This is a genomic window from Streptomyces sp. NPDC044063 (assembly GCF_056434285.1).
Window position 1 is genome coordinate 95765 of record NZ_JBWKFM010000022.1, and the last position, 20004, is coordinate 115768.

General features: G+C 74.5%; 16 protein-coding genes. 5 read left to right on the plus strand and 11 right to left on the minus strand.

Annotation, left to right across the window (positions count from 1 at the left end; all coding sequences use genetic code 11):
• Positions 1-3: 3 nt before the first annotated feature.
• From AC07BS_RS24860 to iolC, 6 genes are all read right to left on the minus strand, one after another.
• Positions 4-2100 (minus strand): FUSC family protein, encoded by a 2097-nt coding sequence (locus AC07BS_RS24860; protein ID WP_478934547.1) that lies wholly within the window; start codon positions 2098-2100, stop codon positions 4-6.
• A gap of 95 nt (positions 2101-2195) precedes the next feature.
• Positions 2196-3689 (minus strand): CoA-acylating methylmalonate-semialdehyde dehydrogenase, encoded by a 1494-nt coding sequence (locus AC07BS_RS24865; protein ID WP_478934549.1) that lies wholly within the window; start codon positions 3687-3689, stop codon positions 2196-2198.
• 21 nt (positions 3690-3710) lie between these two features.
• Positions 3711-5594: a 3D-(3,5/4)-trihydroxycyclohexane-1,2-dione acylhydrolase (decyclizing) gene (gene iolD / locus AC07BS_RS24870; RefSeq protein WP_478934551.1), complete on the minus strand. Its 1884-nt coding sequence runs from the start codon at positions 5592-5594 to the stop codon at positions 3711-3713.
• Positions 5591-6499, minus strand: coding sequence for a 5-deoxy-glucuronate isomerase (gene iolB / locus AC07BS_RS24875; RefSeq protein WP_478641744.1), 909 nt, complete (start codon positions 6497-6499; stop codon positions 5591-5593). Before iolB ends, iolD begins: the two co-directional genes overlap by 4 nt.
• 76 nt (positions 6500-6575) lie before the next feature.
• The gene (locus AC07BS_RS24880; protein ID WP_478641746.1) at positions 6576-7454 is read right to left on the minus strand and encodes a Cgl0159 family (beta/alpha)8-fold protein; all 879 of its coding nucleotides are present in this window, start codon (positions 7452-7454) and stop codon (positions 6576-6578) included.
• Entirely contained in the window at positions 7451-8425 is a 975-nt protein-coding gene (gene iolC / locus AC07BS_RS24885; RefSeq protein WP_478641748.1) for a 5-dehydro-2-deoxygluconokinase, read from the minus strand. The genes AC07BS_RS24880 and iolC overlap by 4 nt, the downstream gene beginning before the upstream one ends.
• 249 nt (positions 8426-8674) lie before the next feature.
• Here iolC and AC07BS_RS24890 point away from each other — a divergent pair, with 249 nt between their 5' ends.
• The 5 genes from AC07BS_RS24890 to AC07BS_RS24910 all read left to right on the plus strand — a co-directional run bounded on the left by AC07BS_RS24890 (position 8675) and on the right by AC07BS_RS24910 (position 12446).
• Positions 8675-9604 carry a sugar phosphate isomerase/epimerase family protein gene (locus AC07BS_RS24890; protein WP_478934553.1) on the plus strand — a complete coding sequence of 310 codons (930 nt, stop codon included), beginning with the start codon at positions 8675-8677 and terminating at the stop codon, positions 9602-9604.
• A gap of 50 nt (positions 9605-9654) precedes the next feature.
• Positions 9655-10677, plus strand: a complete 1023-nt coding sequence (locus AC07BS_RS24895; protein WP_478641751.1) for a Gfo/Idh/MocA family protein — start codon at positions 9655-9657, stop codon at positions 10675-10677.
• A gap of 23 nt (positions 10678-10700) precedes the next feature.
• A complete protein-coding gene (locus AC07BS_RS24900) occupies positions 10701-11702 on the plus strand; it encodes a Gfo/Idh/MocA family protein (protein WP_478642143.1) in 1002 nt (333 codons plus the stop codon).
• A gap of 215 nt (positions 11703-11917) precedes the next feature.
• The gene (locus AC07BS_RS24905) at positions 11918-12121 is read left to right on the plus strand and encodes a MarR family transcriptional regulator (RefSeq protein ID WP_478641753.1); all 204 of its coding nucleotides are present in this window, start codon (positions 11918-11920) and stop codon (positions 12119-12121) included.
• A gap of 64 nt (positions 12122-12185) precedes the next feature.
• A complete protein-coding gene (locus AC07BS_RS24910) occupies positions 12186-12446 on the plus strand; it encodes a heavy-metal-associated domain-containing protein (protein WP_478934565.1) in 261 nt (86 codons plus the stop codon).
• Between the two features lie 387 nt (positions 12447-12833).
• Here the strand turns inward: AC07BS_RS24910 and AC07BS_RS24915 are convergent, their stop codons facing one another.
• The 5 genes from AC07BS_RS24915 to AC07BS_RS24935 all read right to left on the minus strand — a co-directional run bounded on the left by AC07BS_RS24915 (position 12834) and on the right by AC07BS_RS24935 (position 19961).
• On the minus strand, positions 12834-14123 hold the full coding sequence (locus AC07BS_RS24915) for a citrate synthase (RefSeq protein ID WP_478641756.1): 1290 nt from the start codon (positions 14121-14123) through the stop codon (positions 12834-12836).
• Positions 14124-14292: 169 nt separating this feature from the next.
• Positions 14293-16533 (minus strand): SF1B family DNA helicase RecD2, encoded by a 2241-nt coding sequence (gene recD2 / locus AC07BS_RS24920; protein WP_478934554.1) that lies wholly within the window; start codon positions 16531-16533, stop codon positions 14293-14295.
• 268 nt (positions 16534-16801) lie between these two features.
• Complete coding sequence (locus tag AC07BS_RS24925; RefSeq protein ID WP_478641761.1) at positions 16802-17638, minus strand: sugar phosphate isomerase/epimerase family protein; 837 nt, start codon at positions 17636-17638, stop codon at positions 16802-16804.
• A 5-nt stretch (positions 17639-17643) separates the two neighbouring features.
• On the minus strand, positions 17644-18780 hold the full coding sequence (locus AC07BS_RS24930; protein WP_478641763.1) for a dihydrodipicolinate synthase family protein: 1137 nt from the start codon (positions 18778-18780) through the stop codon (positions 17644-17646).
• Positions 18777-19961: a Gfo/Idh/MocA family protein gene (locus AC07BS_RS24935; protein WP_478641765.1), complete on the minus strand. Its 1185-nt coding sequence runs from the start codon at positions 19959-19961 to the stop codon at positions 18777-18779. The genes AC07BS_RS24930 and AC07BS_RS24935 overlap by 4 nt, the downstream gene beginning before the upstream one ends.
• Between the last annotated feature and the right edge of the window lie 43 nt (positions 19962-20004).

Genomic DNA, 20004 nt, shown 5'->3' on the forward strand with positions numbered 1-20004 from the left:
CGGTCACACCGCGGGCCCCCCGGGCGGCCGCCTCCTGCCCGGGGCCACCGCCTCCGCCAGCTCGTCCAGCGCGTCCAGCAGGAGTTCCGTGGCCCGGAACGCCACGCTCTCCTCCCCCTCCGCCTCCCGCCACGCGGCGTGCGCCCGATGGGGGCCCGACCAGTCGGGGCGGCGCCGCTCCCGTACGGCCGCCTCGGCGTCGGGCAGGGCCGCGCGCAGCGCGTCGGCGAAGTGCCCGGCCCCCGGGGACGGCCGGCCGTCGCGGTCCGGGATGTGGGCCTCCATCAGCAGCGTGGCGCGGCCCGTCGTCACCAGGGCCGACTCCGCCGCGCGTTCCGCCCGGCGGGAGATGCCGCGGTGGCGCACCGGCTCCTTCTCGGCGCGGGCCACCGCCTCCTCCCACTCCAGGCGGGCCGCGCGCGAGTCCAGCAGGGCCTCGCGCACCTGGCGCGGCCTGCGCAGGCCCGGCACGGCGTGGAGGGCGAGGACCGCCAGCGCGTAACGGCCGTTGGCCTCCAGCCAGTCGGCCAGCCGGTCGCGCAGCCGGAGCGTCTCCCAGGCCGGGAAGACGGCGTACGCGACGAGCGCCAGCACCCCGCCCAGCAGGGTCAGCGCCAGCCGGGCCCACACGGTCTGGCTCCAGCCCTCGCCCGCGATGCCCAGCAGGAAGACGACGTAGGCGGCGATGCAGGCGGAGGCGACGCTGTAGCCCGTGCGCATGAGCAGGTACATCAGGCCGATGCACAGCACCGCCAGCGCCGCGCACGGGTACGGGCCGGGGTGGACGAGCGCCATCAGCCCGCCGGCGAGCCAGACTCCGACGACGGTGCCGGCGAAGCGGGCGACGCCGCGCGAGTAGGTCTGCGCGAAGTCGGGCCGCATGACCATCACGGACGTCATGGGCGCCCAGTAGCCGTGCCCGAGGGGCAGCGCGGTCCCCAGGGCGTAGCCCGCCGAGACGACGGCCGTGACCCGGACCGCGTGCCGGCCGATGGCCGAGGACCACCGTGCCTCGCGGCGTACGGCGCGCAGGGCGACGGGCACCAGGGTGGGTACGGAGGGCCGCAGCAGGTGGCGGCGTTCCCCGGGCGCCTCGGGACCGGTGGGCTCGACCCGCTCGTCGGCGGCCTCGACGACGTCGGCGAGCAGCACCATCAGGCGCAGCGCGGACCGCCGGGCGGCGCCGGTGAGGACCAGCCGGTCCTCGTCGGGCAGGTCCAGGACGGCCATGACCTCCGGCGGGACCTTCACCGGCCGCCCCCAGCGCACGGCGTGCGCCACCGCGTCCAGCACGGTGGCGGCGGCGCCCAGCAGTTCGCGGACGCGGTCGCGCTCGGGGCCCTCGGTCGGCGCGCCGAGCACGGGGTCGGCGAGGGCGGCCAGGACGGGCCGCAGCCGCTCGGCCAGGCCGCGCGGGCCGCCGAGCTGGCCGGGCCGGCGCCGGGCCTGACGTGGCGTCATGGCGGCCGCGTCGCGGGCGTCCATCAGCGGCTGCGGGTCGAAGGGGGCCGTGGGGTCGTGGCGCAGCCGGCGCGCGTAGTCGGCCTCGGCGGCGAGCGCGTCCGCGAGGGCGTCGCGCTGCCGCCCCCAGGGCCGGATGGGGAGGAGGACGATGAGCGCGGCCTGGACGAGCCCGCCGAAGGCGATGAGGCCGGCGTGGCGCAGGGCGCCCGGGACGGAGGTGGGCAGGGTGACGGTGAACAGCATGACGGCGACCGTCTGCGAGGCCACCATTCCCGAGACGGGCCCGATCGCCCAGGTCAGGCCCGCCATCAGGGTCCAGACGGCCAGCAGGAGGGCGAACAGGAGGTGACTGCCGACGGTCACGTAGCCGACGAAGGTGCTGACGCCCAGCGCCACCGCCACCGCGAGGGCCAGCACCGGCCGGGGGCGCCAGCTGCGCTGGAAGGTCGCCAGGCCGGCGGCGAAGGCGCCGAACGCCGACGCCACCGCGAGGGCGGGCGTGGCGAGCCAGAGGTTGAGGCCGATCACGACGGCGACGCCGCACGCGCCGCGCAGGGCGACCAGCGGCTCCAGATGGGTCCGCTCGATCGTCAGTCCGGCGCGTGCGGTGGCCTTCAGCGCGCTCGACCAGGTCATGCCCCGAGCTTACGGTTCATATCGCGACATTCCGGGCAGCCCGGGGCGCTGCCCGGGGCTGCCCGGGGCGCTGCCCGGGGCTGCCCGCCCGTGGCCTACTTGTGGCTGGGGAAGCCCAGGTCCACCCCGCCGTCCTCCGGGTCCGGCCAGCGGGTGGTGACGACCTTGCCGCGCGTGTAGAAGCGCGCCCCGTCGGTGCCGTAGACGTGGTGGTCGCCGAAGAGGGAGTGCTTCCAGCCGCCGAAGGAGTGGTAGCCGACCGGCACCGGGATGGGCACGTTGACGCCCACCATGCCCGCCTCGACCTCCAGCTGGAAGCGCCGGGCCGCGCCGCCGTCACGGGTGAAGATCGCGGTGCCGTTGCCCCACGGGGAGGCGTTGATCAGGGCCAGGCCCTCCTCGTACGACTCCGCGCGCAGCACGCACAGCACCGGGCCGAAGATCTCGTCGCGGTACGCGTCCGCCTCGACCGGCACCCTGTCCAGCAGGGACAGCCCGATCCAGTGGCCCTCCTCGTAACCGGCCACCGTGAAGCCCGTCCCGTCGAGCACCACCTCGGCGCCCTGGGCGGCGGCGCCCCGGACGTAGGACGCGACCTTGTCGCGGTGCTCCTTGGTGATCAGCGGGCCCATCTCGGAGGCGGGGTCGTCGCCCGGGCCGATCCTGATCTTCTCGGCGCGCTCGCGGATCTTCGCCACCAGTTCGTCGCCGGTGTCGCCGACCGCGACGACCGCCGAGATCGCCATGCAGCGCTCGCCCGCCGAACCGTAGGCCGCGGACACCGCGGCGTCCGCGGCCGCGTCGAGGTCGGCGTCGGGCAGCACCAGCATGTGGTTCTTGGCCCCGCCCAGCGCCTGGACGCGCTTGCCGTGGGCGGAGGCGGTGGTGTGGATGTGCCGGGCGATCGGCGTGGAGCCCACGAACGACACGGCGGCGACGTCCGGGTGCTCCAGCAGCCGGTCGACGGCCGTGCGGTCGCCGTTGACGACGTTCAGCACGCCGTCCGGCAGGCCGGCCTCGGCGGCGAGCTCCGCGAGGCGGATCGCGGGCGAGGGGTCCTTCTCGCTCGGCTTGAGCACGAAGGTGTTGCCGCAGGCCACGGCCAGCGGGAACATCCACATCGGCACCATGGCCGGGAAGTTGAAGGGCGTGATGCCGGCGACCACGCCCAGCGGCTGCCGGATCGAGGCGACGTCCACCCGGTTGGAGACCTCGGTGGAGAGCTCCCCCTTGAGCTGGGTGGTGATCCCGCAGGCCAGCTCGACGATCTCCAGGCCGCGGGCGACCTCGCCCAGCGCGTCGGAGTGCACCTTGCCGTGCTCGGCGGTGATCAGCGCGGCGATCTCGTCGCGGTGGGCGTCCAGCAGGGCGCGGTAGCGGAAGAGCACGGTGGTGCGGGTGGCCAGCGAGGAGCGGCTCCACGTCGCGTACGCGGCCCGGGCCGACGCGACGGCCGCGTCGACCTCCTCGACCGAGGCGAACGCGACCCGGGTGGTCACGGCACCGGTCGCCGGGTCGGTCACCGGCCCGTAGGTGCCGGAGCCGCCCTCGACGGACTTGCCGTCGATCCAGTGGTTGACGGTCTTCATCTGCTGCGGCCTTCCTTACGGTCAAAGATAGCGACGACGGGCGGCGGCGTTGCGGTCGTACTCCGCCCGGGCCGTCACGGCCGCCGGGCGGGTCGCGGTCTCGGCGACAGGCACATCCCACCACGCCTGGGCGGGCGGCGCCCCGGACACTGTGTCGGCTGTTTCGGTCTCCACGTAGACACATGTGGGCCGGTCCGCCGCGCGCGCCTCGGCCAGCGCCGCGCGCAGCTCACTGGTGGTGCGGGCGCGCAGCACGGTCATGCCGAGCGAGGCGGCGTTGGCGGCGAGGTCGACCGGCAGCGGACCGCCGGTGTACGTGCCGTCGGGGGTCCGGAAGCGGTAGGCGGTGCCGAACCGCTCGCCGCCGACGGCCTGCGACAGCCCGCCGATCGAGGCGTAGCCGTGGTTCTGCACGAGGACCACCTTGATGGCGATCCCCTCCTGCACGGCCGTGACGATCTCGGTCGGCATCATCAGGTACGTGCCGTCGCCGACCAGCGCCCACACCGGCCGCGCCGGATCGGCCAGGCGGACGCCGATGGCGGCCGGGATCTCGTAGCCCATGCAGGAGTAGCCGTACTCCAGGTGGTACTGGCGGCGGGAGCGGGTCCGCCAGAGCTTGTGGAGGTCGCCGGGGAGCGAGCCGGCGGCGTTGACGATCACGTCCTCGTCGCCCACGACGGCGTCCAGCGCCCCGAGCACCTGGGCCTGGGTGGGCCGGGCCCCGTCGCCCCGGCCGTCCCGGGGTGAGTAGGCGCGCGCGACCGCCGTCTCCCACTCGGCCTTCCCCGCCGTGTACGCGCTGGCGTACGCGTCCGGGACGCGGTGGCCGGCGAGGGCCGCCGTCAGCGCCTCCAGGCCGCTGCGGGCGTCGGCGACGAGCGGCAGGCCGGCCATCTTGTGGGCGTCGTACGGGGCGATGTTGAGGTTGACGAAGCGGACGTCCGGGGCGGCGAAGAGGGTGGCCGACGCGGTGGTGAAGTCGCTGTAGCGGGTGCCGACGCCGATGACGACGTCGGCGGTGCGGGCGAGCGCGTCGGCGACGGCGGTGCCGGTGTGGCCGATGCCGCCGACGTCGCAGGGGTGGTCGTGGCGCAGCGAGCCCTTGCCGGCCTGGGTGGAGGCGACGGGGATGCCGGTGGCGTCGGCGAGGGCGCGCAGGGCGTCCTCGGCCTCGCTGTGGTGGATCCCGCCGCCGGCGATCAGCAGGGGCCGCCGGGCGCCGCGGACGGCGGCGGCCGCCGCCGCGAGCTCGGCCGGGTCGGGGGCGGGCCGGCGGACGTTCCAGACGCGGTCGGCGAAGAACTCCTCCGGCCAGTCGTGGGCCTCCGCCTGGACGTCCTGGGGCAGCGCGAGGGTGACGGCCCCGGTCTCGACGGGGTCGGCGAGGACGCGCGCCGCCTGGAGGGCGGCGGGGATCAGCGCCTCGGGCCGGGTGATCCGGTCGAACCAGCGGGAGACGGGGCGCAGGCAGTCGTTGACGGAGACGTCGCCCGCGCCGGGGTGTTCGAGCTGCTGGAGGACGGGGTCGGCGGGGCGGGTGGCGAAGGTGTCGCCGGGCAGCAGCAGGACCGGCAGCCGGTTGATCGTGGCGAGCGCGGCGCCGGTGACGAGGTTGGTGGCGCCGGGGCCGATGGAGGTGGTGACGGCGTGGGCGGAGAGCCGGTCGTTGTGCCGGGCGTAGCCGACGGCCGCGTGCACCATGGCCTGTTCGTTGCGGCCCTGGAGGAAGGGCAGGGCGTCGCCGGTCTCCAGGAGCGCCTGCCCGATCCCGGCGACGTTGCCGTGGCCGAAGATGCCCCAGCAGGCGGCGATCAGGCGGTGCCGGCGGCCGTCGCGCTCGGTGTACTGGTGGGAGAGGAACTCCACCAGCGCCTGGGCGACGGTGAGCCGACGGGTCGTCATCGGGGGCCTCCGGAGGGGGCGTCGTAGAACGGCAGGCGGGCGTCGGGGCTCTGCCGCGGCCAGGTGGCGCGGATCCAGGCGTGGTCCGGGTGGTCGCGGATGAGCCACTCCCGGCCGGGGCCCGGTCCCGCCATGACGTTGAGGTAGTACATGTCGTGGCCGGGGGCCGCGGCGGAGGGGCCGTGCCAGCCGTCGGGGATGAGCACGGCGTCGCCGGTGCGCACCTCGGCCAGCACGTCCGTGCCCTTCTCCCGGGAGGGCGACACGCGCTGGTAGCCGAGGCCCGGTTCGCCGCCGGGACCGGGGGCGATCTCGAAGTAGTAGATCTCCTCCAGCTCCGACTCCTCGCCGGGGTGGTGCTCGTCGTGCTTGTGGGGCGGGTACGAGGACCAGTTGCCGCCGGGGGTGAGGACCTCGACCGCGATGAGCCGGTCGCACGCGAGGACGTCCGCCGCGGCGAAGTTGTTGACCTGGCGCGAGCACGTCCCGGTGCCGCGCAGCTCGACGGGGACGGCGGAGGCGGGCACGTGACGGGCCGGCAGGACGCGGTCGCAGCGCGCCCCGGCGAGGGCGAAGCGCCCCCCGCCCGGCGAGACGAGGGTGGTGCGGGCGTCGCGCGGGACGTACGCGAAGTCGGTGACCGCGCCGAAGACGCTCGCGCGGCCCTCCAGGGTGAACTCCGTACCGTCGCCGGAGCCCGGGCCCGTGGTGACGGAGCAGCCGCCGGCGAGGGGCAGCACGATCCACTCGCTGTCGCCGGAGGCGAAGGTGTGGCTCCCGCCGGGCGCGAGGGTCAGCACGCGCAGGGAGGAGTAGCCCCAGCCGGCCCGTTCGGGCGCGATGTCCAGGTCGTAGGCGCCGCGCGCGGCACCGCCGGCCGGCAGGTGGCGTTCCGCATCGGTCATGTGGGTCTCCGTGAGTCCGTTCCCGCCGGTCGCCCCGCCTCCCGGCCACCGGTCACTCCTACCCCGCGGGCGCCGTTCACAACAGCCCCACGGCCGTGTCGACCGCCGCGGCCACGTCGCCGTCCGCGGGGTAGAGCAGGGCGCGCCCGACCACCAGGCCCTGCACGGACGGCAGCCGCAGGGCGCCGCGCCACCGTTCGTAGACGGCGTCCTGGTCGTCCCCCACGTCGCCGCCGAGCAGCACGGCGGGCAGCGTCGAGGCCTGGAGCACCCGCTCCATGTCCCGGGCGTCCTCGGTGACCGGCACCTTCAGCCAGGTGTAGGCGGACGTCCCGCCCAGGCCGGACGCGATGGCGAGGGACGTGGTGACCGCCTCCGCTCCCAGGTCGTTGCGGACCCGGCCGCCGACCCGCCGGGAGAGGAAGGGCTCGACGAAGACGGGCAGCCGGCGGGCCGCCATCTCGTCGATGGCGCGCGCGGCGGACTCCATCGTGGTGAGCGATCCGGGGTCGTCGTAGTCGATGCGCAGCAGGAGCTTGCCGGCGTCGAAGCCGCGCCGGACGATGTCGTCCGCGCGGGGCCCGGTGAACCGGTCGTCCATCTCGAAGGAGGCCCCCAGGAGGCCGCCGCGGTTCATGGAGGCCATGACGACCTTGTGCTCCAGCGCACCGAGCAGCAGCAGGTCGTCCAGGATGTCGGCGGTGGCGAGCACGCCGTCCACGCCGGGCCGGGAGAGGGCGAGGCACAGCCGCTCCAGCAGGTCGGCCCGGTTGGCCATGGCCAGGTGCCGGTCGCCGACGCCGAGCGCGCCGCGTGCCGTGTGGTCGGCGGCGACGATCATCAGCCGGCCGCTGTCGCCGACGAGCGGGCGGCGCCCCCGGCGGGCCGCCGCCTCGGCCACGGCCTCGGGGTGGCGGCTGCGTACGCGCGGCAGGTCCGCGATGCGGATGCTCACCGCGGGCCCCCACCCGTGGCGGAACGGTCCAGCAGCTCCGCGACCTCGTCCCGCGTCGGCATCGCGGAGGAGCAGGCCAGCCGGGCGGCCACATGGGCCCCGGCGGCGTTGGCGAAGCGCATGACGCGCTCCAGTGCCCAGCCCTCCAGCAGGCCGTGGCACAGGGCGCCGCCGAACGCGTCGCCCGCGCCGAGCCCGTTGACGACGTCCACCGGCACCGGCGGGACCTCGGCGGTGGTGCCGTCCCGGTGGACGGCCAGCACGCCCTCGGGTCCCCGCTTGACGACCGCGAGCTCCACCCCGGCGGCCAGCAGCGCCCGGGCCGCGGCGTGCGGGTCGCGCTCGCCGGTGGCGACCTCGCACTCGTCGACGTTGCCGACGGCCACGGTGGCGTGGGCGAGGGCTGCCGCGTACAGCGGGCGGGCGGCCGCGGCCCCGTCGTCGCCCCAGAACACCGGCCGCCAGTCCAGGTCGAGGACGGTGACCGCGCGCCGGGAGCGCGCCTGGAGGGCGGCCAGGGTGGCGGCGCGGCTGGGCTCCTCGCACAGGCCGGTCCCGGTCGCCCAGAAGACCCGGGCGGCCCGGACGGCGTCCAGGTCCAGCTCGCCGGGGTGGATCTCCAGGTCGGGGGCCTTGGGGCGGCGGTAGAAGTAGAGCGGGAAGTGGTCCGGCGGGTGGACCTCGCAGAAGGTGAGCGGCGTGGGACAGGCGGCCACGGGGGTCACCCAGCGGTCGTCCACGCCGAAGTCGCGGAGCGCGTCGTGGAGGTAGCGGCCGAAGGGGTCGTCGCCGGTGCGGCTGATGAGCGCGGTCCGGCGGCCCAGCCGGGCGGCGGCGACGGCGACGTTGGCCGCCGAGCCGCCGAGGAACTTCCCGAACGTCTCGACGCGTTCCAGCGGCACACCTGTCTGGAGCGGATAGAGGTCGACCCCGAGCCGGCCCATGGTGATGAGTTCGTACGGACCGGTCATGACCTTCCCTTCCACCGTCCCCTTCCACCGTCCCGGCAGCGCGAGCCCCGGGTTCGCGCGCTCCAGGTCTAGCGGTGGGCGGACGAGCGTGTCAAGGAATTGTCCTGACATACGGACGTCACAGGGACGGTATTGACGTTACGTCCGTATGTCCGGACGAAATCTTGACACTCCTCCGCACGGCCGGGAAGCTACGGGCAACCCCAGCCTTCCCCGGTCGACGACGACCGGCGAGAGGAGAGCCGCCGCATGGACCCCGCCGCCGCGCCCTCGCCCCCACTCCCCTCCCTGGACCGCATCCGTGTCGGCTCCGCGCCCGACTCCTGGGGCGTCTGGTTCGCCGACGACCCGGCCCAGGTGCCGTGGCGGCGCTTCCTGGACGAGGTCGCCGAGGCCGGTTACGCGTGGATCGAGCTGGGCCCGTACGGCTATCTGCCGACCGACCCGCGCGTCCTGCTGGAGGAGACCGGCGCCCGGGGGCTGAACGTCTCGGCCGGCACCGTCTTCACCGCCCTCCACCGCGGCCCCGCCGTCTGGGACGAGACCTGGGAACAGGTCGCCCGCGTCGCCGCCCTCGCCCGCGCCACCGGCGCCGGCCACCTCGTCGTCATCCCCTCCTTCTGGCGCGACGACCGGACCGCGGAGGTGCTGGAGGACCGGGAGCTCACCGCCGAGCAGTGGCACCACCTCGTGTCCGGGACGGAACGCCTCGCGCGCGAGGTCCGCGACACCTACGGGCTGTCCATCGCCGTCCACCCCCACACCGACACCCACATCGCCACCGAGGCGGACGTCGAGCGCTTCCTCGACGCCACCGACCCGTCGCTGGTCTCCCTGTGCCTGGACACCGGGCACTACGCCTACTCCGGCGGCGACAGCGTCAAGCTCATCGAGACCTACGGCGAACGGATCGGCTACCTCCACCTCAAGCAGGTCGACCCGGCCGTCCTCGCGGACGTGGTGGCGCGGGGCACGCCGTTCGGCCCGGCCGTCCGGCAGGGCGTGATGTGCGAACCGCCGCGCGGCGTCCCCGCGCTGGAGCCCGTCCTGACGGCGGCCCAGGGCCTGGGCGTGGACCTCTTCGCCATCGTCGAGCAGGACATGTACCCCTGCCCGCCCGATCGGCCACTGCCCATCGCCCGGCGCACCCGCGCCTTCCTGCGCTCCTGCGGCGCGTGACCCCCACCGGCCCCATCTTCATCAGCACTTCCAGCACAGAGGAACCCGCGATGACGCGAGACGGAACACTCGGCGTGGCCGTGATCGGCACCGGCAGGATGGGCGCGGACCACGTCCGGCGCCTCGACCGGGTCGTCAGCGGCGCCCGGGTGGCCGCCGTCGTCGACATCGACGCCGAGCGCGCCGAGGCCGTGGCCGCCGGCATCGAGGGATGCTCCGCCCACACCGACCCGGTGGCCGCGATGACCGCCGACGGCGTGGACGCCGTCCTCGTCGCCTCCCCCGGCCCGGCCCACGAGGCGGCCCTGCTGGCGGCGCTCGACCGCGACCTCCCGGTGCTGTGCGAGAAGCCGCTGACCCCGGACGCGGCCGCCGCGCTGCGGGTGATGGAGGCGGAGGTCCGGCTGGGCCGGCGGCGGGTGCAGGTCGGGTTCATGCGGCGCTACGACGCCGAGTTCCAGCGGCTGAAGGCGCTGCTGGACGGGGAGGCGTTCGGGCGCACGCTGATGCTGCGCTGCGTCCACCGCAACGCCGCCACCCCACCCGGCTTCACCAGCCGGATGACGATCGAGGACTCGGTGGTCCACGAGGTCGACGTCACGCGCTGGCTGCTGGACCAGGAGATCACCTCCGTCACCGTACGGCGCCCCACCCCCTCCGCCGGGGCGCCCGAGGGGCTGACCGACCCCCAGCTCGTCCTGTTCGAGACCTCGGGGGGCGCGCTCGTCGACGTCGAGGTCTTCCTCAACTGCGGCTTCGGCTACCAGGTCCGCTGCGAGGCGGTCGGCGAGCGGGGCACGGCACGGGCCGGCGACGCCCACGGGCTCTACGTCAACGCCGCCGGCCGGTGGGGCGGGGAGATCGCCCCCGACTACGTGGAACGGTTCCGCGACGCCTACGACCGCGAGGTCCAGGCCTGGGTGGACGCCACGCGCGCCGGCCGGACCACGGGCCCGGGCGTCTGGGACGGCTACGCGGCCGCCGCCGTCTGCGAGGCGGGCGTCCGCGCCCAGGCCACCGGCGAACGCGTCCCGGTCGCGCTCGTCCCCCGCCCGGCCCTCTACGGCGGGTGACCGGCGTGACGGGCGGCGGCGGACTGCGGATCGGGCTGCTGGGCGCCGGCCGCATCGGCACCTTCCACGCCACGGCACTGGCGGCGACGGACGGCGTGGCCGACCTGGTCGTCGCGGACGCCGAACCGGACCGCGCGGCGGCGCTCGCGCGGGCCGTCGGCGCCCGGCCCGCCCGGACGGTCGGCGAGGTCCTCAACCGCTGCGGCGTGGACGCGGTGGTCATCGCCGCCGCGACGACCGCGCACGCGGACCTCATCACCCGGGCGGCCCGGGCCGGGCTGCCCGCGTTCTGCGAGAAGCCGGTCGCGCTCGGCCTCGCCGGCACGGTCGCGGCGCTGCGCGAGGTGGAGGCGGCGGGCACCCTGCTGCAGATCGGCTTCCAGCGCCGCTTCGACCCCGGCTTCCTGGCCGCCCGCGAGGCCCTGCGGTCGGGCGCGCTGGGGCGGGTGCACACCATCCGCTGCGTCACCTCGGACGCCGTGCCGCCCCCACCGGAGTTCCTGCCGCACTCCGGCGGACTGATCCGCGACTGCCTGGTCCACGACTTCGACGCGGTGCGCTGGCTGACCGGGCGCGAGGTGGTGGAGGTGTACGCGCGGGGCGCGGACGCGGGCCCCGCCTACTTCCGGGAGGCGGGCGACATGGACACAGCGGCGGCGCTGCTCACCCTGGACGACGGCACCCTGGTCACGGCGACCGCCACCCGCTGCAACGGCGCCGGGTACGACGTACGGACGGAGCTCGCCGGGGAGCGCGACCAGTGGGTGGTGGGGCTGTCCGGCCGCGCCCCGCTGACCTCGGCCGAGCCGGACGGCCCCGGGGCACCCGTACGGCCCTGGCGGGGCTTCCTGGAGCGGTTCGCGGGGGCGTACCGGGCCGAGCTGGCGGCGTTCGTCCGGGCGGTGCGGGAGGGCGGACCGAGCCCCTGTCCCGGCGCCGAGGGGCTGCGCGCGCTGCACATCGCCGAGGCCTGCGAGGTCTCGCGGCGCGAGCGGCGTCCGGTGCGGCTGGCGGACGTGGGCTGAGGCGGCGGGTCCTCTCCATCACCTTCGTTACTGAGTCATCTTCCTGTAACGAGCGTCACATCCGCGCGAGCCTTCCGTCACAGGAGGCCGACAGCCCCACCCGCTTGATCACCGTGCGTCGTTGGCCGGGGACAGGCTGACGATCAGCAAGGCGCGCCCCGGCTCCCCCAACGGACCCCCCTCCGTGGCCGTGGCGCGGCGGAGAGGCGCGAGAGATGACCGACCGTCGACTCTGGTCCTACAGAGAGATCGCGGCGCACATCGGCGTGCAGACCGACACGGTGCGCTCGTACCGGAAGCACGGGATGCTGCCCGCCCCCGACCTCCACGAGAACGGGAAGCCGTACTGGTTCGCGGACACCATCCGGCACTGGGTCGCCGCCCGGCCCGGCAACCGCAACCGCCGCCCGCGCGCCTGAGGCCCGCGGCGTATTTCCCCTCACCCTCACCCCCCGGAGATACCCCCGGGGGGTAGTCTTCTCCCTGTCGCCACCACGGCACGCGAACGTCTTCCCTACCGAGGAGTGCACCATGACCACCACCGTCTACAAGGTGACCGGCATGACCTGCGGCCACTGCGAGTCCGCCGTGACCGAGGAGGTCTCCGCGATCGCCGGCGTCACCTCGGTCCAGGCCGTGGCGGCCACGGGCCTGGTCACCGTCACCGCCGGCGCCGACCTCGACGACGAGGCCGTCCGCGCCGCCGTGGACGAGGCCGGCTACGAGCTCGTCGGCCGCGCCTGAACCACCCCGCCGGACACCCCACCCCGGGAGACCTAGATCACAGCGATTGGCAGGTAACCATCACGGGGGGACATTGGTCTAACCGGGCAGTGCTGGATCGTCTTGGGGGACGGACCGGCTACGCGTGGCCGGGACACGTACCCGGGGAGCTTTGAGCGGCCCTCCCGTACGTACGCGTCCCGGCAGATCGCGTCCGTCGGCTCCCGGCCGGATCCCGTGGGGGGAATCCGCGCCGGGGCAGGAAAGCGCCTCGCTCCGACCCGTGGGGGGATCGGAGGCGGGGCGCTTTTCACATATTCCTGGGCATCCTTCACCGGGACCGTGTACGGCGAGGCGCCCCGCACCATGTGGTGCGGGGCGCCTCGGACGTGCTGCGGGTGCGGCGGGTCAGCGCTGCTCGACCGGCACGAAGTCGCGCTCGACGATGCCCGTGTAGATCTGGCGCGGACGGCCGATGCGGGAACCCGGCTCCTTGATCATCTCGTGCCACTGGGCGATCCAGCCGGGCAGCCGGCCGAGCGCGAAGAGCACGGTGAACATCTCGGACGGGAAGCCCATGGCCCGGTAGATCAGACCGGTGTAGAAGTCCACGTTCGGGTAGAGGTTGCGCGAGACGAAGTACTCGTCGCTGAGGGCGTGCTCCTCGAGCTTGAGCGCGATGTCGAGCAGCTCGTCGCTCTTGCCCAGCGCGGAGAGGACGTCGTGCGCCGCGGCCTTGATGATCTTCGCGCGGGGGTCGAAGCTCTTGTAGACCCGGTGCCCGAAGCCCATCAGGCGGACGCCGTCCTCCTTGTTCTTCACCTTGCGGATGAAGGCGTCGACGTCGCCGCCGGAGGCCTGGATGGACTCCAGCATCTCCAGCACCGCCTGGTTGGCGCCACCGTGGAGGGGGCCCCACAGGGCGTTGATGCCGGCGGAGATCGACGCGAAGAGGTTGGCCTGCGAGGAGCCGACCAGGCGCACGGTCGAGGTGGAGCAGTTCTGCTCGTGGTCGGCGTGGAGGATCAGCAGCTTGTCCAGGGCGCTGACGACGACCGGGTCCAGCTCGAACTCCGCGGCGGGCACCGAGAAGGTCATGCGCAGGAAGTTCTCGACGTAGCCGAGGTCGTTGCGCGGGTAGACGATCGGGTGGCCGATCGACTTCTTGAACGCGTAGGCCGCGATCGTCGGCAGCTTGGCCAGCAGCCGGATCGTGGACAGGTGACGCTGCTGCTCGTCGAACGGGTTGTGGCTGTCCTGGTAGAACGTCGACAGCGCGCTGACCACGGAGGACAGCATGGCCATCGGGTGGGCGTCGCGCGGGAAGCCGTCGAAGAACCGCTTGACGTCCTCGTGCAGCAGGGTGTGCTGGGTGATCTCACCCTTGAAGGTCGCCAGCTCGTCGACGGTGGGCAGCTCGCCGTTGATCAGCAGGAACGCGGTCTCGAGGAACGAGCTGCGCTCGGCCAGCTGCTCGATCGGGTACCCGCGGTAGCGCAGGATGCCCTGCTCACCGTCGAGGTAGGTGATCGCGGATTTATAGGCGGCGGTGTTGCCATAGCCGGAGTCCAGGGTCACCAGACCGGTCTGGGCACGCAGCTTGCCGATGTCGAAGCCCTTGTCGCCGACAGTGCTGTCGACCACCGGGTAGCTGTACTCGCCGTCCCCGTACCGCACTACTACAGAGTTGTCGCTCACGTCATCCCTCACCGACGTTGTGCCTCTTCTTCGAGGTGCCCTGACTACCCCTACCTTCCCCCATTTGGACGATGTACGTGCACTCGGGGTCGGCCATAGGGCCTATGTGCGGCACTCAGTGCCGCCCAGCCTGCCCATCCTGCCCCCTTCGCCCGCATTGGTAAACCGTTCAGAGACGAAGACCACCTCCGGCACCCCTTCCAGGATCCCTCGCGAGCCGGTGATCGAGCGCGGTGAAGCGTCTGCCCGCGGACACCGTGCGGACCGCCTGGCCCAGGGCCCTTCGGGACCCCACCAGCACCACGAGCCGCTTGGCCCTGGTGACCGCCGTGTACAGCAGGTTGCGCTGCAGCATCATCCAGGCCCCCGTGGTGACAGGGATCACCACGGCCGGATACTCGCTGCCCTGGGAGCGGTGGATGGTGACCGCGTAGGCGTGGGCGAGTTCGTCGAGCTCGTCGAAGTCGTACCCGACCTCCTCGTCCTCGTCCGTGCGCACGGTCAGCCGCTGTTCGACGAGGTCCAGCGCGGTGACCACCCCGACCGTGCCGTTGAAGACGCCGTTCTGTCCCTTTTCATAGTTGTTGCGAATCTGGGTGACCTTGTCGCCCACCCGGAACACCCGGCCACCGAAGCGCCGCTCGGGCAGATCGGGCCGGGCGGGCGTGATGGCCTGCTGGAGCAGGCCGTTGAGCGTGCCGGCGCCCGCCGGGCCGCGGTGCATCGGGGCCAGCACCTGGACGTCCCGGCGCGGGTCCAGCCCGAACCGGGCGGGGATGCGCCGGGCGGCCACGTCCACGGTGAGCCGGCCGGCCTCCTCGGTGTCCTCCTCGGCGAAGAGGAAGAAATCGGTCATGCCCTGGGTGAGCGGGGGCGTACCGGAGTTGATGCGGTGTGCATTGGTCACCACGCCGGACTGCTGCGCCTGCCGGAAGATCCGGGTGAGCCGGACCGCCGGGACCGGGCCGCCCGCCGCCAGCAGATCGCGCAGCACCTCGCCGGCGCCCACCGACGGCAGCTGGTCCACGTCCCCGACGAGGAGCAGATGGGCGCCCGGGGCCACGGCCTTGACCAGCTTGTTGGCCAGCAGGAGGTCCAGCATGGAGGCCTCGTCGACCACGACGAGGTCGGCGTCCAGGGGGCGGTCCCGGTCGTAGGCCGCGTCGCCGCCGGGCTTGAGCTCCAGCAGCCGGTGGACGGTGGAGGCCTCCGCGCCCGTGAGCTCGGAGAGCCGCTTGGCCGCCCGCCCGGTGGGCGCGGCCAGCACCACCTTGGCCTTCTTGGCCCGGGCGAGCTCCACCACGGAGCGGACCGTGAAGGACTTGCCGCAGCCGGGACCGCCGGTGAGGACCGCGACCCGGCTGGTGAGCGCGAGCCGGACCGCCTGCCGCTGTTCCTCGGCCAGCTCGGCCCCCGTCCGCGTCGCGAGCCAGGTCAGGGCCTTGTCCCAGTCGACGTCGCGGAAGGCGGCCAGGCGGTCCTCCCCGGTGCGCAGCAGCCGCGTCAGCTGCCCGGCCAGGGAGAGCTCGGCGCGGTGGAAGGGCACCAGATAGACGGCGGTGACCGGCTCTCCCCCGTCGGGCCCCGGCACGCTCTCGCGCACCACGCCCTCCTCGTCCGCGGCCAGTTCGGCGAGGCAGTCGATGACGAGACCGGTGTCCACCTGGAGCAGCTTCACCGCGTCCGCGATGAGCCGCTCCTCCGGCAGGAAGCAGTGCCCCTGGTCGGTGGACTGCGACAGGGCGTACTGGAGCCCCGCCTTGACCCGGTCGGGGCTGTCGTGCGGGATGCCCACGGACCGCGCGATGCGGTCCGCGGTGAGGAAGCCGATGCCCCAGACGTCGGCGGCGAGGCGGTAGGGCTGGTTGCGGACGACGGAGATCGAGGCGTCGCCGTACTGCTTGTAGATGCGCACGGCGATGGAGGTGGAGACGCCGACGCCCTGGAGGAAGACCATGACCTCCTTGATGGCCTTCTGCTCCTCCCAGGCGTCGCCGATCGACCGGGTGCGCTTGGGGCCCAGCCCCGGCACCTCGATCAGGCGCCGGGGATCGCCCTCGATGACGTCGAGCGTGTCGGTGCCGAAGTGGCTGACGATGCGGTCGGCGATGCGCGGCCCGACGCCCTTGATGAGGCCCGAGCCCAGATAGCGGCGGATGCCCTGGATCGTGGCGGGCAGGACGGTCGTGTAGTTCTCGACGGTGAACTGCTTGCCGTACTGCGGGTGGGAGCCCCAGCGGCCCTCCATGCGCAGCGATTCGCCCGGCTGGGCGCCGAGCAGCGAGCCGACCACCGTGAGGAGATCGCCCCCGCCGCGCCCGGTGTCGACGCGGGCGACGGTGTAGCCGTTCTCCTCGTTGGCGTAGGTGATCCGCTCGAGAACCCCTTCGACCACAGCCAGTTGCGCCATGACCCGACAGTACCGTCGCGGTCCGACAGGCGTTCGGGCCTGTGGACAACCCTTCTCCCGGAGGTGAACGGCGAGGCGGGCGGCAAAGATTCGAGGGGCCCGGTCCGACGACCGGGCCCCTCGGGTTCCCCCCGGAACCGGCTTCCCCTGAATCCCCCCGGATCCCTCCCCGGGAAGCCTGATGTTCATAACGACCCTCCGGAGCCGCGAAGGGTTGCACCGATTCCGAGGCGTTATGATTCCGTTACCCAGAGTCCCGAACCCCAGGTCACAGCACATGCGTGCGATATCGCCCCAGGATCTCGGCCAGCACCTCCGCGCCGTCGCGGGCCCAGAGCGCGGGGCTGAAGATCTCCGTCTCGGCGGGTCCGGCGTAGCCCGCCGCCTCCACCCGCTCGCGGAACCACCGCAGGTCCACGCACCCGTCGCCCAGCTGCCCCCGGCCGAGCAGCGCGCCCTCCGGCAGCGGCGTGACCCAGTCGGCGAGCTGGAAGGCGGCGATCCGGCCGCCCTCCCCCGCCCGGACGAGCTGCCGCCCCACCGTGTCGTCCCACCACAGGTGGTACGTGTCCACGACCACGCCCACCTGGCCGGACGGGAAGCGCTCGGCGAGGTCGAGGGCCTGCCCGAGGGTGGAGACCACGCACCGGTCGGAGGCGAACATCGGGTGCAGCGGCTCGATCGCGAGCCGCACTCCGCGACCGGCCGCGTACGGCCCCAGTTCGGCCAGGGCGTCGGCCAGCCGTTCCCGCGCGCCGGCCAGGTCCCGGTCGCCCGCCGGCAGTCCGCCCGCCACCAGCACCAGGACGCCGGCGCCGACCTCCGCCGCCTCCTCGACGGCGGCCCGGTTGTCCCGCAGCGCGCGGGCCCGCCCGGCGGGGCCGGCCGCCGTGAGGAAGCCCCCTCGGCACAGGGTGCTGACGGTCAGTCCGGCGCCGCGCACCAGCCGGGCCGCGGCCGCGACGCCGTACTCCCGCACCGGTTCCCGCCACAGTCCGACGGCCCGCACCCCGGCCGCCGCGCAGCCCGCCACCAGCTCGGGCAGCGACCACTGCCGGATCGTCCGCTGGTTGAGGCTGAACCGCGCGATATCGGAATCCAGCATTCCGCTCACTCCCTCACCCCCTGGGCCGCCAGCCAGCGGGCCATCCGGTCCCGCGCGCGGCCGGGGTCGGGGAAGAGACCGAGCCCGTCGGCCAGTTCGTACGCCCGGGCCAGGTGGGGCACCGTCCGCGCGGTGTGCAGCCCGCCGGGCATCACGAAGTGCCGCTGGTGGCCGGAGAGCCACGCCAGGAAGACGATGCCCGTCTTGTAGAAGCGCGTGGGCGGCGCGAAGAGGTGCCGGGCCAGCGGGACCGTCGCATCCAGCGCCGCCCGGAAACCGCCCCGGTCGCCGGCGTCGAGGAGACGCGCGGCGTGCGCGGCCCACGGCCCCAGCGGGTCGAGGACGCCCAGCAGGGCGTCGCTGTGCCGGCCGTCCTCGCCCTCGATCAGCGCGGGGTAGTGGAGGTCGTCGCCGGTGAAGCAGCGCACCCCCGGCGGCAGCCGCCGCCGCAGCGCCCGCTCGCGGCCGGCGTCCAGGAGCGAGACCTTCACTCCGGCGACCTTGCCGGGGCGGGCGCGGACGATCCGCAGCAGGGTCTCCGTGGCGGCGTCGAGGTCGTCGGCGCCCCAGTAGCCCGCCAGGGCCGGATCGAACATCGGGCCGAGCCAATGGAGGATCACCGGCCGTTCCGTCTGGCGCGTCAGCCGCCCGTAGACCCGCTCGTAGTCGTCGGGCCCGCGGGCGACGGCGGCCAGGGCGCGGGAGGCCATGACGACGGCCGGCGCGCCCGCCGCCTCCACGGCCTCCAGCTGCCGCTCGTAGGCGGCCACGACGTCCGCGAGCGTGCCGTACGGCGGCACGAGGTGGTCGGTGCCCGCGCCGCAGACGATCCGGCCGCCGACGGCCGCGGCCTCGGCCGCCGAGCGCCGGATCAGTTCGGCCGCGGTGTCCCAGTCCAGGCCCATGCCGCGCTGGGCGGTGTCCATGGCCTCGGCGACGCCCAGCCCGTGGGCCCACAGATGACGGCGGAAGGCGAGCATGGCGTCCCAGTCCAGGGCGGCGGCGCCACCGGCCGGGTCGGCCACGACGTGGGCGGCGGCCAGCAGGAGCCGGTCGCGCGGCGGCGGGCCGGGCGGCACCGGCCGCGCGGGCCCGGGGACGTACGGGCGCAGCCGCCCGGAGGCGTCCGGCAGCCGGATCACGGGGCCGGCTCCGGCACGGCCAGCCGCCGGCCCTCGCGGGAGGACCGGCCGGCGAGCTCGGCGAGGTGGACGCCGCGCGCGCCGGCGAACAGGTCGTGGGACCACGGGGTGCCCAGCGCGACGTGCCGCAGGAAGAGTTCCCACTGCGCCCTGAAGGCGTTGGCGTCGTCCCCGGGGGCGTCCGGCACCTCGTACCAGCGGGCGCGGAAGTCCTCGCCGGACGGCACGTCGGGGTCCCACACGGCCCGGGGCGTGGCCGACCGCGGCTGGATCCGGCAGCGCCGCAGCCCGGCCACCGCCGAGCCGTCCGTCCCGTCGACCTGGAGCTCCAGCAGCTCGTCCCGGTGCACCCGGACCGCCCAGGAGGAGGCGAACTGCGCGACGATGCCGCCCTCCAGCTCCAGGACGGCGTAGGCGGCGTCGTCGGCGGTGGCCTCGTAGGGCCGGCCCCGCTCGTCCCAGCGGCGGCCGATGTGGGTCGCCAGGCGCGCCTGCACGGTCCGCACCGGGCCGAAGAGCTCGCGCAGCAGGTACTCCCAGTGGGGGAACATGTCGGCGGCCATGCCGCCGCCGTCCTGGGCGCGGTAGTTCCACGAGGGCCGCTGGGCGGGCTCCCCATCACCCTCGAGGACCCAGTAGCCGAACTCCCCGCGCACCGACAGCACCCGGCCGAAGAAGCCCGCGTCGAGGAGGCGGCGGAGCTTGCGCGGCCCGGGCAGGAAGAGCTTGTCCTGGACGACGCCGTGCCGGACGCCGGCGGCCCGGGCGAGGCGGGCCAGCTCCAGGGCCTCCGCGTGCCCGCCGGCGACCGGCTTCTCGCAGTAGACGTGCTTGCCCGCGGCGATGGCCCGGCGCAGGGCCGCGGGCCGGACGGCGGTGGCCTGGGCGTCGAAGTAGACCGTCACGGCGGGGTCGGACAGGACGGTGTCGAGGTCGGTGGACCACCCCTCGACGCCGTGCCGGGCGGCGAGCGCCGCCAGCCTGCCGCCGTCGCGGCCGACGAGGAGTGGTTCGGGCCGCAGCGCGGTGCCGTCGCCGAGCGGGACGCCGCCGGCCGCGCGGAGGGCGAGGAGGGAGCGCACGAGGTGCTGGCGATGGCCCATCCGGCCGGTCGCGCCGTTCACGGCGACACGGACGTCCCTGGTCCGTCCGCGCGCCGTCCCGTCCTCCGGTGCCGCCATGCGCGCGCCTCCCGTCCCCGGTGCGGGCCCGACTTCGACAGGA